At 43.4% G+C, this 13627-nt stretch carries 12 protein-coding genes, 1 pseudogene and 1 other annotated feature; of the genes and pseudogenes, 4 read left to right on the forward strand and 9 right to left on the reverse strand.

Annotated elements, in window-relative coordinates; all coding sequences use genetic code 11:
• Positions 1-143: 143 nt before the first annotated feature.
• Positions 144-1658 (forward strand): CoA-acylating methylmalonate-semialdehyde dehydrogenase, encoded by a 1515-nt coding sequence (locus AA0Y26_RS01835; RefSeq protein WP_413364598.1) that lies wholly within the window; start codon positions 144-146, stop codon positions 1656-1658.
• A gap of 25 nt (positions 1659-1683) precedes the next feature.
• Positions 1684-2868 carry an iron-containing alcohol dehydrogenase gene (locus AA0Y26_RS01840; RefSeq protein WP_413364600.1) on the forward strand — a complete coding sequence of 395 codons (1185 nt, stop codon included), beginning with the start codon at positions 1684-1686 and terminating at the stop codon, positions 2866-2868.
• Positions 2869-2970: 102 nt separating this feature from the next.
• Here AA0Y26_RS01840 and AA0Y26_RS01845 read toward each other — a convergent pair whose 3' ends face one another.
• Positions 2971-3684 (reverse strand): ABC transporter permease, encoded by a 714-nt coding sequence (locus AA0Y26_RS01845; protein WP_413364602.1) that lies wholly within the window; start codon positions 3682-3684, stop codon positions 2971-2973.
• Positions 3681-4583 (reverse strand): ABC transporter ATP-binding protein, encoded by a 903-nt coding sequence (locus AA0Y26_RS01850; RefSeq protein ID WP_413364604.1) that lies wholly within the window; start codon positions 4581-4583, stop codon positions 3681-3683. The genes AA0Y26_RS01845 and AA0Y26_RS01850 overlap by 4 nt, the downstream gene beginning before the upstream one ends.
• 504 nt (positions 4584-5087) lie before the next feature.
• Here AA0Y26_RS01850 and AA0Y26_RS01855 point away from each other — a divergent pair.
• The gene (locus AA0Y26_RS01855) at positions 5088-5648 is read left to right on the forward strand and encodes a transposase (RefSeq protein ID WP_413362014.1); all 561 of its coding nucleotides are present in this window, start codon (positions 5088-5090) and stop codon (positions 5646-5648) included.
• Positions 5609-6475, forward strand: a pseudogene (locus AA0Y26_RS01860) (IS3 family transposase); the annotation flags it as partial. The gene AA0Y26_RS01855 and the pseudogene AA0Y26_RS01860, both read left to right, overlap by 40 nt.
• Before the next feature lie 54 nt (positions 6476-6529).
• Here AA0Y26_RS01860 and trpB (AA0Y26_RS01865) read toward each other — a convergent pair.
• Genes trpB (AA0Y26_RS01865) through AA0Y26_RS01895 form a run of 7 tightly spaced genes read right to left on the reverse strand, consistent with a single transcriptional unit; the run spans position 6530 to position 13281 of the window.
• Complete coding sequence (trpB, locus tag AA0Y26_RS01865) at positions 6530-7690, reverse strand: tryptophan synthase subunit beta (protein WP_413364605.1); 1161 nt, start codon at positions 7688-7690, stop codon at positions 6530-6532.
• A 1-nt stretch (position 7691) separates the two neighbouring features.
• Positions 7692-8471, reverse strand: coding sequence for a tryptophan synthase subunit alpha (gene trpA, locus AA0Y26_RS01870; RefSeq protein WP_413364607.1), 780 nt, complete (start codon positions 8469-8471; stop codon positions 7692-7694).
• On the reverse strand, positions 8468-9661 hold the full coding sequence (trpB, locus tag AA0Y26_RS01875; protein ID WP_413364609.1) for a tryptophan synthase subunit beta: 1194 nt from the start codon (positions 9659-9661) through the stop codon (positions 8468-8470). The genes trpA and trpB (AA0Y26_RS01875) overlap by 4 nt, the downstream gene beginning before the upstream one ends.
• Positions 9658-10275 (reverse strand): phosphoribosylanthranilate isomerase, encoded by a 618-nt coding sequence (locus AA0Y26_RS01880; RefSeq protein ID WP_413364611.1) that lies wholly within the window; start codon positions 10273-10275, stop codon positions 9658-9660. Before AA0Y26_RS01880 ends, trpB (AA0Y26_RS01875) begins: the two co-directional genes overlap by 4 nt.
• Positions 10272-11060 carry an indole-3-glycerol phosphate synthase TrpC gene (gene trpC, locus AA0Y26_RS01885; protein WP_413364613.1) on the reverse strand — a complete coding sequence of 263 codons (789 nt, stop codon included), beginning with the start codon at positions 11058-11060 and terminating at the stop codon, positions 10272-10274. Before trpC ends, AA0Y26_RS01880 begins: the two co-directional genes overlap by 4 nt.
• Positions 11057-12094 (reverse strand): anthranilate phosphoribosyltransferase, encoded by a 1038-nt coding sequence (gene trpD / locus AA0Y26_RS01890; protein WP_413364615.1) that lies wholly within the window; start codon positions 12092-12094, stop codon positions 11057-11059. The genes trpC and trpD overlap by 4 nt, the downstream gene beginning before the upstream one ends.
• 5 nt (positions 12095-12099) lie before the next feature.
• Complete coding sequence (locus AA0Y26_RS01895; protein WP_413364617.1) at positions 12100-13281, reverse strand: chorismate-binding protein; 1182 nt, start codon at positions 13279-13281, stop codon at positions 12100-12102.
• A gap of 59 nt (positions 13282-13340) precedes the next feature.
• Positions 13341-13547: a binding site (T-box leader), on the reverse strand.
• Positions 13548-13627: the final 80 nt, after the last annotated feature.

A 13627-nucleotide genomic window follows, 5' to 3' on the forward strand; every position in this document is an offset into this window, starting at 1 on the left:
GGGTATCATTTAGTTGACCGCGGTTATTGACTGTGGTCAGTGAATTGTGTTTTTCTCATCTTACGACAAAATAAGATGGTTGACTAGTCGTGACTTGAATCTTTCAAACTGCATTTTTCTTGATTATTTAGGAGGGGTTACGTATGAAGACAGCACAAGGGGTAAACGTATTGACACATTTTATTGGCGGTGAAATGGTGGAGGGGAAAAGCGGAAGATTTGGCTCCGTTTATAATCCATCAACAGGGACGGTTATTGCCAAAGTTCCGCTCGCTACATCAGAGGAAACGCGGCAGGCAATTGAGACGGCGAAAAAGGCCTTTCCTGCATGGCGGGATCTTTCTGTAGCAAAGCGCGCGGAAGTACTGCTGAAATTCCGTAATTTGCTGACGGAACATATGGATGAACTACTTCAAATTATTTGTACAGAAAGCGGTAAAACAAAAGAGGATGCTAGAGGAGAAGTAACCAGGGGCATCGAATCGGTGGATCTGGCAATTGGTGCCCCGCATTTAATGAAGGGTGAGTATTCGGTGAATGTCGGTGGACAAATCAATGCCTACTCGGCGAAGTATCCACTTGGTGTAGTAGCTGCTATCTCTCCGTTTAACTTTCCGATTATGGTCCCGCTTGCCCAAACAAGTATGGCAGTAGCTGTTGGAAATGCAGTCATTTTAAAATCATCCGAGCGTGTTCCGATGACTGCCTTATTTGTAAGTGAGCTATGGAAAAAAGCAGGATTACCTGATGGAATTTGGACCGTCATCAATGGTGATAAAGATGCGGTGAATGAACTATTAGAAAATCCGGCAGTACAAGCAATATCCTTTGTCGGTTCAACGCCTGTTGCCCGTTATATCTATGAAACAGGAGCAAAATACGGCAAACGTGTAACGGCACTTGGCGGAGGAAAAAACAACATGGTCGTCATGCCGGATGCAGATCTTGAGCAGGTGGCAGACGCCTTTATTGGCGCTGCTTATGGTGCAGCATCCCAACGCTGCATGGCAATTTCCACACTCATGCCTGTAGGAGAGGAAACAGCGGATAGAATCGTAGCCATTTTAAAGAAGAAAATTGCTGGATTGAAGGTAGGGGCTTATACAGAACCTGATACAGATTTTGGCCCTGTCATTTCGCAGCAATCAAAAGAGGCTATTCTGGCAGCAATTGAACGTGGCGAGGCTGAAGGGGCAGAAGTCGTTTGTGACGGTCGTGAACTGCCGATTGTTAAGGAATCCAATGGGTTTTTTGTTGGTCCGACGCTTTTGGATCATGTAAAGCCAGGTATGGAGATTTATGAACAAGAAGTCTTCGGTCCAGCACGCAATATCGTCCGTGTGGCCTCGTTAGAAGAAGCAATTGAATTGATTAATGAACATGAACTCGGCAATGGTGTAACCATTTTTACCAATGACGGAGCGGCTGCTCGAAAGTTTACAACGGAAATTGATGTTGGGATGGTAGGGGTGAATGTACCGATTCCAATTCCTGTCGGCTATCATAATTTTGCAGGCTTTAAAGGCTCCCGATTTGGTGATGGTGTAATGTTTGGTCCGGAGCAGGCACGTTTCTTTACAAAAACAAAGACGGTTTCAGAGCGTTGGGTGACACCAGCCTCTACGAAATCTTCATTTGCTTTTCCAAGTAACGAATAACGAAAAAATGTTCGGGGGGATGGACATGATTCAAACAAAGACGGCGTTTACAGTACAATCGCCAGAAACAATCGTATATGGACGCGACGCTTTTGAAGAGGCAGGGGTGTATGCTAAAAAGCTTGGTACGAAGGCATTGATTGTTAGTGATCCAATTATGGACAGCTTGGGAATTGTAGCGAAATGTATTGCTTTATTAAAAGAGCAAGGTCTTGAAACAGTTTCCTATTTAGGGGTAACGACAGAACCAATCGATACGTATGTAGAAGAGGCGTTAGAGCTGGCGGATCAGGAAAGCTGTGATGTTATTATTTCAGTAGGCGGCGGCAGCTGTATTGATACGGCGAAGGCTGTAGCAGTTGTTGCAACAAATGGCGGCTATATCAAGGATTATATGAACATGAAAAAAATAGCAAGTGAGCAGCCGATTCCGCATATTGCAATTCCAACAACAGCAGGAACAGGCTCAGAGGCAACGAATGCGACCGTTATTACAGATACGACGAACGATGTGAAAATGATGATCAAGCAGCCCGCTTTTATGCCTGATGTAGCCATCGTTGATCCGGTTCTTACGATGACTTCGCCGCCGGCTATTACCGCAGCAACTGGTATCGACGCATTAAGCCATGCGGTTGAGGGGTATTTATCCCGATTGGCTCATCCATATACAAATATGCTCGCTTTATCAGCAATGAAACTGATTGTCGAAAATATGCTAACGGTATATGAGGATGGAGCCAATATAGAAGCACGTGAGGCGATGGCGATCGGTTCACTTCAAGCAGGACTTGCATTCTCAAATGCTTCCGTGACGCTTGTTCATGGAATGTCCCGCCCAATCGGTGCGCTGTTTCATGTCCCGCACGGTATCTCCAATGCGATGCTGCTTCCGGCGGTACTTGAATATTCGAAGGATACATGCATCGATCGCTTGGCAGATTTAGGGGGATTCTTTAATAAAGAGGGACACTCAATGTCACAAGAGCAGCTAGCCGACTTTGCCATTCAATCCATCAAAAATTTGTGTAAAAAGATGGGGATCGGCAACCTGCAGGAATGGGGTATTGAGGAGCAGGCGTTTTACAGTGCCGTCCCCAAAATGGCAGAAGACGCGCTGGCAAGTGGAAGCCCAGGCAACAACCCGAAGGTGCCGACGAAGGACGAATTGATGGAGCTTTATAAAACAGCATATCATTATGAATTTTAAGAGGTGTAGTAATCACTGATGAATCCCGCTTCTCCCGAGGCGGGATTTGAAAAGGCACCTGCCGATAGGAAAAACGATTTGACTAATGCTCTCCAGGCAAACTTAGGAGGAGGCCGGCTTTCGATTGATAATAAAAAGGAAAGTAGCCATAAAGAATATTCCGTAAAGGAACACAAAACCGAATTTCCAATAAAATAGTTCAGGGATGAACGATATGCTGTCTTTTGCGGTCATCATCTCTAACGGAAGATAAACAGGAGGGATCAGCCAGATAAGTCCCTTTAATTGAAGAAGTGAACTCTTGATCGTAACAAGTGATAAAGAAATAATCAGGATGCTTACGACTCCCCACCATGTATTTACTCTTTTTTTAACAATCTCCCTCGTGAAGACGGCAGACAATCCAATAGCCAAAAATGCTAAGCTGAAATGAGATAATATTCCCATAAGAACATGCAGCGGTCGCGTTTCTCCGCCAAAGGCCCCAAAAACAATCGGATATGCCACTGCCACTATGCTTAGAAAAAGACCAATTAGGGCAGAAAGCAAATAGAGAGATACATAATATTTGCTCAAACTTTGAGCATGCAATAACGTGATTTGTTTTTGTCCCGTCTCTTCAACATGAAAAATAGTCACTGTAAACCATCCCATAATGAAAAAAAGAATGAGGGAGGTAAATGAGTAACTATCTAATATCGGATTTGGTGTGTACGTATAGTTTACAATCAATAAAATGATGAATAAGGAAAAAGGAGGGATGTAGTGATAAGATCTTAAGTAGCTGATGAACTGGTAATATAATAAACCCTTCATAAAATGTGATCCTCTCGTTTTAAAAAGTTGTGATAAAACGCTTCCTTTGCTTTATTGAGCGGCGTCAATTGTTTAATAGATGCCTGTTTTAAAAGAAGTTGTCGTATCAAATCATCTGTATGTTCTTCTTTTATAGTTGCTTCCAATCGCATAATCATAGAATCGATATTGCTTTTTTGTGTGATTTCCATAAAAGGAAGTAATTCTTCAAACGTCTGCTGGCTAGAGATTTCAAAAATTAATCTATTTATTTTTTGTACAGATGTATTAGACAGAGCCGGTTCAACGATTTTATGGTCTTGCAGCAATAACATCCTATCGACTACATTTTCCAATAGCTTTGTTTCATGACATGTTAAAAGGATGCTTAACCCTTTTTCTTTTAAAGCTAAAAGAACATATTCCAATTCCAGTTGGGCCTTTGGATCAAGCCCTGATAAAGGCTCGTCCAATATAAGCAGATCTGTTTCTTCCAGCATTGCCTGCATAATCATCACCTTTTGCTTCATACCTTTGGAGAATTGGTTCATTTTTATATGAGCATCACTTTGCAGGTGAAATGTATGGATAAGGACGTCAATTCGATTCCGAAGTCTCTGTTTATCCATTCCTCTAATCGTTCCCATATGCATAAGATATTCTTCAGGAGTAAACGGCAGATCAGCCGGAGTTACTTCAGGTACATAGCCTACTTTTAAAGGATGCAGCAGTTTATTAATTTCGCCTTGTTCTGGCTTCAGCAGCCCCGCTATTATTTTCAATAACGTACTTTTGCCGGAACCATTGCGGCCGACGAGAGCAGCAATCTGATGCTGAAATATAGATAGCGACAGATCCGCTAAGACAATCTTCTCTTTATATTTTTGAGTAATACCGGTTAGCTCCATGAGTCTATTCATTTCTTACGAGCCTCCTCTTAGAAAAAGTTATCCTAAAATGTGAGTGGATTTTATGTGATTTCAGGCATGCCGCTTATCAAAATATGAGTTCCTAGTTGAGCGAAGAAAAGCGGGGAAGAGTGTAGCCTATCGTATGCGTCTTTTCCAGCAAAGTAAAGCCTCCGCCAGGCAAAATATGAATGAAGTAAAGGCTAACAACTACCGCATTTTGTAACAAAGCCTTTATGAACAACGTTGTGTTGCCATAAGGAGACTGAGGCTGTGCATAGGACAAGCAAGTCAGCTGCAGCAGAAATCAATTTTTACAGCAAAGCGCCTAACGATAAAAGATAAACAAAATATTTATTGTAATTTATCTATTAATAATACCATAAATATACAAATTGATCTGGTTTATCTTTAGGAATAGAATGTGGAGTCTCCATAAAAAAGACAGCAGCTTCTCTTGAGAAGGTACTGCACCCCAAAAGTTAGAGTAAAAAACTAACTTTTGGGGTGATTTTTATGACTAAATATAGCGAAGAATTTAAATTGATGGTGGTTCAAGAATATTTAAGTGGCTCTCTAGGATATCGAGCGATAGCGAAGAAATATGGTATAGATGATTCTCCATTAAGGAGATGGGTACGTGCTTATCAAGCGTTTGGGCGTAACGGATTATCCGTTAAGAAAACGAAGCAGTTTTATTCTGTTCAATTTAAATTAGATGTATTAAACTTTATGAAACGAACAGGTGCTTCCTATCAAGATACTGCGATTCACTTTAACTTGAATGATCCAACTTTAGTTGCCAGTTGGTATCATCGGTTTTCAAAAGAAGGGATAGAGGGCCTGCAAAAAAAATCAAAGGGGCACCCGTCTATGTCTAAGAAACAAAAACCAACAGCGAATAACCAAGAAAAAACCATGTCACGTGAGGAGCAGCTAGAACGTGAAAATGAACTGCTTCGTTTAGAGGTGGCCTATTTAAAAAAGTTGAAGGCTTTTCGAGAGAATCCGAATGCCCTCCTCGAAAAGTACAAGCAGCCATCGCCTTCGAACTTAAACAAGAAGGATTTCGATTAAAAGATGTCTTAAAACAAGTGGGTATTCCAGAAGCAACCTATCATTATCAAATGAAACAAATGAAACAAGCAAATTCGAACGAAAAGTGGGAAACATTGATTTTAGAGACCTTTGAAAAGCATGAAGGCCGATATGGCTACCGTCGTATTCATGCGGAATTAAGAGCGCAGGGGTACATAATTAATCATAAAAAAGTACAACGGATTATGAAAAAGCTAGGATTGAAATGTGTAAAATTTGTCCGTAAATCACGCTATAAATCCTACAAAGGAATGGTTGGGAAAGTCGCTAAAAACCTTTTGAATCGTAGATTCAGCACACCGTATGCCCTTCAAAAATTGGTGACTGATGTAACCGAATTTAAATGTACAAATAATGAGAAATTATATTTAAGCCCGATCATGGACTTATATAACGGTGAGATTATTGGGTTTAGTATGTCAAAACGGCCGAGCCTAGATTTTGTGTTAGAGTCACTTAAACAAGCACTTCCAATCATTCAGAAGCGTGCCGCATATCGGACAACGATTCACTCCGATCAAGGATGGCACTATCAACACAATACGTGGGTGAAAACAGTAAGGCAGAACAAGATTTTCCAAAGCATGTCTCGTAAAGCAACATGCGCAGACAATGCGGCCATGGAGAACTTCTTCAGCATACTAAAACAGGAAATGTATTATGGGGAACAATTAATCTCTTACGCAGCATTACAAAAGAAAATAGAAAAGTATATCAATTATTATAATAACGATCGTATTAAACAAAAACTGGCCGGCATGAGTCCGGTAAATTACCGAATACACGCCAGCCAATTAGCTGCATAATAAAAACTCTAACTTTAAGGGGTCACTACCGAAGGACTGCTGTTTTAGTATCATTTATTTATTCAGCATAGCAAATACTTGCTCTACATCTTTATCTCCTCTTCCTGAAATATTAACGATAATACTGTCGGTAGGGGATAGAGTTGGTGCTAACTTTAACGCATGTGCTACGGCATGAGAAGATTCCAATGCCGGGATGATTCCTTCTACTTTTGAAAGTGTCTGGAACCCTTCTAGTACTTCTTCATTTGTAACTGTTACATATTCAGCACGGCCGTTCGTCATTAGATGACTGTGCTCAGGTCCAACACCTGGATAATCAAGGCCGGCTGCGATGGAATATGTCGGCAGCGGGTTCCCTTCTTCATCCTGCAAAACGATGCAGCGGAAGCCGTGCAGGTCGCCTGGGCGTCCTTCTGTTAGTGTAGGGGCCTTATCCGGCTCGACACCGATTAAGCGTACGTCTTTATCATCGATATATTCAGCGAATGCACCAATTGCATTACTGCCTCCTCCTACACATGCGAGGACAGCAGTCGGTAGTTTCCCTTCTTTTTCAAGATGCTGTTCTTTTGATTCTTTTGAAATCACGGATTGAAAGTGCTTGACCATCGTTGGGAACGGATGGGGACCGACCGCCGATCCTAATAGATAGAATGTATGCTCATAATTTTCTACAAGGTCCGCGAAGGCTTCGTCTACTGCATCTTTCAGGCGGCCTTGCCCTTTTTCCACTGCCACTACATTTGCCCCTAGAAGCTCCATACGGAAGACGTTCAATGCCTGGCGTTTTGTATCCTCTGCTCCCATATAAATCGTACAGTCGATACCGAACATTGCACAGACTGTTGCTGTGGCTACACCATGTTGACCTGCTCCTGTTTCAGCAATGACACGTTTCGCACCCATGCGTTTAGCCAAGAGGATTTGCCCTAATACGTTATTAATTTTATGGGAACCGGTATGATTTAAGTCTTCGCGCTTCAGATAAATTTTGGCACCGCCGCATTGTTTCGTTAAGTTTGCGGCGAAGTAAAGCGGCGATTTACGTCCTACATATTCCTCGAAGTAATAATTCAGCTCTTGGTTGAACTCTTCATCATCCTTATAACGGTAGAAATTCTCTTCTAGAATGTCTAATACATTTTGCAAATCAGAGGGGACAGAGCTGCCGCCGAATTCCCCGAAATAACCGCGTTTTTCTGTTGCTTTCATATTAGTTTACCTCCACTTGTTTAGATGCTTTCACCAATGACTCGATTGTGTCCCAATCACTTTGTGCCAGAGCATCAACGATTTTGCTGCCAACAATGACTCCATCGCTAAATGTACTGAAGGCTGTAACCTGTTCAGGTGTCGAGATACCGAAACCCGCCAGCACAGGAAGTGAGCTATAAGACTTTAATTTAGCGAAATGAGCAGCCAGGTTATGAGAGAAATCAGAGCGAGCGCCTGTAATGCCGTTGACTGTTACAGCATAAATAAAGCCTTCACTGGCTGCAGCGAGCTTGGTGATTCGTTCTTCAGGACTTGTCAACGACACAAGCTGTACAAGGGAAATCCCTGCTACTGAAAGTTCTTTATGAATAATAGAGCTCTCCTCAAGCGGCATATCTGGTACGATCAGTCCGCGGATGCCAGCTTTATAGGCATCCTGGGCAAAGGCTGCACATCCATAAGCTAAGATAGGATTTAAATATGTCATTGCTACAAGAGGAATAGTCAATTCATGAGCGAATTCTTTTAAGGTTGTCAGCACATTCCGTAAGTTCGTTCCGTTCGCAAGGGCACGTTCACCTGCCTTTTCAATCGTAGGCCCGTCTGCTACAGGATCAGTAAATGGGATTCCTACCTCGATAGCTGTTACACCTAATTGCTGCAGACGCAAAATCGTTTCCCGTAATGAATGTAAGCCGCCATCTCCCGCCATAATGTACGGGACGAATGCTTTTTCCCTAGATTTGATCACTGATTCGATTGCTGTTTGTAATGTCATTGCTCATGTCCTCCCATAGCATCAATCAAAGTATGAACATCTTTATCGCCACGTCCAGACAAGCACACGATGATGATTTCGTCCTTTTTCATAGTCGCTGCTAGTTTGGATGTATAGTACACTGCATGAGCACTTTCAAGGGCAGGTAAAATGCCTTCCGTAGCACATAACAGCTTGACGCCCTCCAATGCCTCTTTATCTGTTACCGAATCATATACGGCACGGCCGATATCCGAAAGGAAGCAATGCTCAGGACCGACAGCAGGGTAGTCGAGGCCGGCAGAAATAGAATGTGCTTCTTGGATAAAGCCGTTGTCATCCTGCAGTAAATACATATAGGCCCCGTGCAGCACCCCCTTTTGTCCACCCGCAATCGCAGCTGCATGTTTCCCCGTTTCAATACCTGCACCAGCTGCTTCTACGCCGATCAGCTTGACGTCCTGATCCTCAACAAAAGGATAGAACATACCGATTGCATTGCTGCCTCCTCCAACGCAAGCAACTACAGCATCTGGAAGGCAACCCTCCTGCTCTTGAATCTGCATCCGCGTTTCGTCGCCGATAACTCGCTGAAAATCGCGGACGATAGTTGGGAAGGGGTGTGGACCTAGCGCAGATCCTAAAATGTAGTGGGTATCTTCAATATGAGTAACCCAGTGGCGCAGTGCTTCATTTACTGCATCCTTTAGCGTTGCAGAGCCTTTATCCACCGCTACAACCTTTGCGCCAAGAAGCTCCATCCTGAAGACGTTCAGCGCCTGACGTTTGACATCCTCTGCTCCCATATAGACAATGCATTCAAGATTGAGTAAAGCACATGCTGTTGCGGTTGCGACACCATGCTGACCGGCGCCTGTCTCAGCAACGATTTTTTTCTTTCCCATACGAAGGGCAAGCAATGCCTGACCAAGGGCATTATTGATTTTATGAGCGCCGGTATGATTTAAGTCTTCACGTTTTAAATAGATTTTGGCTCCGCCCACCTTTTCAGTCAGCCGCTCAGCAAAGTAAAGAGGGGTTTCGCGCCCAACGTAATGCTTCAAATAATAATGCAATTCTTTATGAAAGGCAGGGTCCTGCTTTACTGCTTCATAAGCTTTTTCAAGCTCGATTAGTGGAGTCATAAGTGTTTCCGGTACGAATTGCCCGCCGTATGCACCGAAACGGCCTGTAGTCGTTGTAGTTGTCATCTTGTATTCGCTCCTTTTGCCTTTTGTAGAAAGCTTTGTATTAACGTTTCGTTTTTTTCGCCGTCTTGTTCGACACCGCTCGATACGTCCACACCCGCAGGCTGAACGAGCTGGATAGCAGCTGCAATATTATTAACATTCAATCCACCAGCTAAAATGACTTTTTCACGTGGAATATTCAATTCCTCCAACAATGACCAGTCGAATGGATGGCCGCTGCCGCCTCGGAAATCCGTACCCGGAGCATCAAAAAGGTAGTAATCTACATCATAGCTTACTGCTTTTAAAACATCCTCCTTTGTCCGTATAGAGAATGCCTTGATTGCAGGAAGGCCGACCTGCTGTATGAATTCGTTCGTTTCATCCCCATGATATTGGATGTAATCGAGTGGAACTTTTTTATACACTTCCTGTATAAAGGTTTCTTCTGCATTAACGAATACGCCCACCTTCTTCACGCTTTCTGGGATACCCTGTGCAAGTTCATGGGCTTGATTGATCGTCACATTTCGTTTGCTTGGTGCAAAGACAAAACCGATGAAATCAGTTCCTGCATTGATTGCTGTCTGCACATGTTCCTCTTTCTTCAATCCGCAGATCTTTACAAGTGTCATTGTACTTCGCCTACTTTCAATTCCACTTGCAATGCCTGAAGAGCTGCTGTTACATCGCTGCTGCGCATTAGAGATTCGCCGACTAATATGCCTGTTGCACCGTAGCTTGCTACAAGAGCAGCATCTGCTTCATTCCAAATTCCGCTTTCTGAAATAAATGCAATATCTGGCCGATTGAACTCCTGTGCCACAGCTTTTGTCTGTTTCAAATCAACTTCAAAGGTTTTAAGATTACGGTTATTCACACCGATGATACGTGCGTTTACTGCGAATGCGCGTTTTAGCTCCTCAATGTCATGTACTTCTACTAAAACCTCTAAATCATGGTCTATTGCATAAGTATGGAGACGAGCCAACTCTTCATCTGACAAAGCCGCAACAATGAGCAGGATAACGGAGGCGCCTGCTGCTTTTGCATAGTCGATCTGCACCTCATCAATAATAAAATCCTTACATAGCACGGGAATAGAGACTGCATTGGCTACATCGTTCAAATCCCGGTAAGAACCTTTAAAATATTTTGTTTCTGTCAGCACCGATATGCAGGCAGCCCCTGCTTTTTCATACCAGAGGGCTTGAACCGTAGGATTGGTATGCGCAGCAATGTCTCCCTTAGAAGGAGACGCACGCTTCATTTCAGCAATGACTTGCAATCGATCTGCATGAATCAATGTTTCGTAAAGAGAACAACGTTTTTTTTCGCCCCGCTTAAATAGGGGGGGTTGTTTCTTTAACTTCGGCAGCTCTGTTTTTTTATGGTCAAGTATCTCGTGTAATATAGTCATGCGTTGGCACCTGCTTCCTTCATCTGTTTGCTGTAGGCAATGACCGCCTCTAATTTTTCTTTTGCGCGCCCGGACAAAATACTGTCCTTCGCCATTTCAATTCCTTCTTTCATCGTCCCAGCAAGACCATACGCAAAGAAGCCGATGCCTGCATTCAGTACGACAGTGTCAAAGTAGGCGCTTTGTTTTCCACCAAGCAGCTCGCGCATAATGCCTGCATTCTCCTCAGCGTTTCCTCCGCGGATAGCTGATAGAGGCTGTGGTGTTAGTCCTACATCTTCGGCCCGTAATTTAAACGGCAGAATATCACCGTGATCCAGCAGGACAAAGGTGTTTTCTCCTTCGAGGGAAGCTTCATCCATCCCTTGAGCGCCTGATACGATAATGGCACGCTCACGTCCAAGCATATGAAGCACCTCCGCATAGGAGGTCGTAAAGGCAGGACGGTTGATCCCGACAAACTGTGTCTTTAATGGAATAGGGTTTGTCAGCGGACCTACCATATTGAAAATAGTAGGTTTCCCAATAGCCTGGCGGATTTCGCCGATCCGTTTTAGTCTCGGATGAATAGTTGGAGCATGCAGGAAGGCGATTCCTTCTAGCTTTAGCAGCTCCGTTGTCTGCTCCAATGACGATAACAGTCCGATGCCTAGTGCTTCCAGTACATCGGAGCTGCCTGATAAGCTTGAAACCTTTCGATTCCCATGTTTTGCAACGGGCAGTCCGCCGCCTGCGAGGACAAAGGCAGAAGTGGTAGAAATGTTGAAGCTTTGTAGTCCATCTCCGCCCGTTCCGCAGTTATCAATATAAATACCTTCTGGAGCTTCCAACTGAATGGCATGTGAGCGCATCACAGAAGCAAGCCCTGCGATTTCATGTGATGTTTCTCCTTTTGCGCTCAAGGCAAGTAAGAATTCCTTAATGTGCTCCTTAGGCGTTGTTTCGTCAAATACATCGCCTGCTGCCTCTACCATTTCCTCAAATAACAAATGTTCACCATCTGCAATACGTTTTGTATAATTTTGTAAGTTCACTTTTTTCATCCTCTCACCATTTCTGAAAATAGCTCGACGTTCGAACGCTCATATAGATCTGAACCAATACTTTTTTCTGTCACCTTAGCGCCGACCTCTGTTAGGGCTTTGTCACCTTGCAAAAGTAATGTGCGTGAGGCGAGAGCAAAGTCGATTTGTCCATTGAAGCCGATATAGCCGATAGCTCCGCCATAAAGTACACGCTGCTTCTGTTCAATTTTCTGAATCGCCTGTTCAGCCTGCTGTCTCGATTCACCGGTTACTGTGTCAGCCGGCAATAGATGTGTTAATGCGTCAATGGCATGAAGAGCATGGGAAAGCACACCTGACATGAAGCCGTTCTCCTGCTGGATGGAATCCTTTATACAAACGTTCTGTATATTGGTTGCCGCATTTGTTTTTACTAAGTTGTCATGCACGCTCACTACATTGGTAGGTGAAGCGCCAATCACTATATGATCATCGAATTCGATGTAATACAGATAGGGAGATGAAAGCTTTACCCGTAAATCCCGATAAAGAGAAAAAGCATCACCAGAAAAATCAGCCAGTAGCCTGCGTGATAATACAATCTCTTTTGCATTCCCAGAGGCAATCACGTTTTGTGCTTGTTCAACTTGGCGTGAAAATTCTTCTTTTGACGTTTGCTCTGTAAAAAGACCGAGCGAAAACTCCTGTGATGATAGAGGCTGAGCGTTTATGATCTGATGAATAATTTCATCGATGTTGGGCTCATTCAACTCCGCCTCAATATTCGTATGGATGATAGTCAAGTCATCAGTGACATGATCAAATATGATAATTGTGTCGTATACATGGAAATTTACAGCAGGAATATCTCCTTGCTCCCGATTAAAGCGAATATAACCGATGGCCCCGCCTGTAAAAGGATAGTCCGTATTTGTTGAAATGCGGGGCATGACCTGCTTCAGCAGGTTGACTAGGTCCCCATCATAGCTATAGCTTTTGTTTGTATGATGCGAATACTCAGTAAGAGTCCTATTCGAACCTGTATATGTTTTTCGAGGATTTGCTCCAATGAAGGAATAGCGTCCAGTTGTCTCATGCTTTGCAGAGCTTTCTAATAAAAACTTCCGCTTTCCTTGCAGACGCTTGAAGATTAATACCGGTGTTAAGCAATCACCGTTTATTTTTTTTATGGTTGTACGTACGCTTTGCTTGATCATATGCTCCACTCCACTCTTCTAAAAATAAAAAAGTCCTCTACAAAAAGTGTGAACTTTTTGTAGAGGACGATTGAATAACCGCGTTGCCACCTCAGATTGGAGCATACCGCTCCCTCTTGAATCCCGTAACGTGGGAGATCCCGTCCATCAACTTATGCTGATGGCTCTCCTAAGGCCCATTCACAGGAGAAAACGACACGTTCCCACCAGCCACGTGCTCTCTAAACGTCTTGCATCCTGTTACTCTTCTTATTCATCAATTTACTCGGCTATTCTCAACTCTGCTCGCATGGCGATTGCGGCTCTCCGCAACCTTCAACCAGTCCGAACGAATGAATTAACGTAA

Source organism: Lysinibacillus canaveralius, assembly GCF_047301505.1.
GTDB lineage: Bacteria > Bacillota > Bacilli > Bacillales_A > Planococcaceae > Lysinibacillus_B.

What these genes read in the sequence shown, in the direction of transcription:
- AA0Y26_RS01840 (WP_413364600.1), top strand. Translation starts at nt 1,684, where the DNA reads ATGATTCAAACAAAGACGGCGTTTACAGTACAATCGCCAGAAACAATC.
- AA0Y26_RS01835 (WP_413364598.1), top strand. Translation starts at nt 144, where the DNA reads ATGAAGACAGCACAAGGGGTAAACGTATTGACACATTTTATTGGCGGT.
- AA0Y26_RS01850 (WP_413364604.1), bottom strand. Translation starts at nt 4,583, where the DNA reads ATGAATAGACTCATGGAGCTAACCGGTATTACTCAAAAATATAAAGAG.
- AA0Y26_RS01895 (WP_413364617.1), bottom strand. Translation starts at nt 13,281, where the DNA reads ATGATCAAGCAAAGCGTACGTACAACCATAAAAAAAATAAACGGTGAT.
- trpB (WP_413364605.1), bottom strand. Translation starts at nt 7,690, where the DNA reads ATGAAAGCAACAGAAAAACGCGGTTATTTCGGGGAATTCGGCGGCAGC.
- AA0Y26_RS01880 (WP_413364611.1), bottom strand. Translation starts at nt 10,275, where the DNA reads ATGACACTTGTAAAGATCTGCGGATTGAAGAAAGAGGAACATGTGCAG.
- AA0Y26_RS01855 (WP_413362014.1), top strand. Translation starts at nt 5,088, where the DNA reads ATGACTAAATATAGCGAAGAATTTAAATTGATGGTGGTTCAAGAATAT.
- trpC (WP_413364613.1), bottom strand. Translation starts at nt 11,060, where the DNA reads ATGACTATATTACACGAGATACTTGACCATAAAAAAACAGAGCTGCCG.
- trpB (WP_413364609.1), bottom strand. Translation starts at nt 9,661, where the DNA reads ATGACAACTACAACGACTACAGGCCGTTTCGGTGCATACGGCGGGCAA.
- AA0Y26_RS01845 (WP_413364602.1), bottom strand. Translation starts at nt 3,684, where the DNA reads ATGAAGGGTTTATTATATTACCAGTTCATCAGCTACTTAAGATCTTAT.
- trpA (WP_413364607.1), bottom strand. Translation starts at nt 8,471, where the DNA reads ATGACATTACAAACAGCAATCGAATCAGTGATCAAATCTAGGGAAAAA.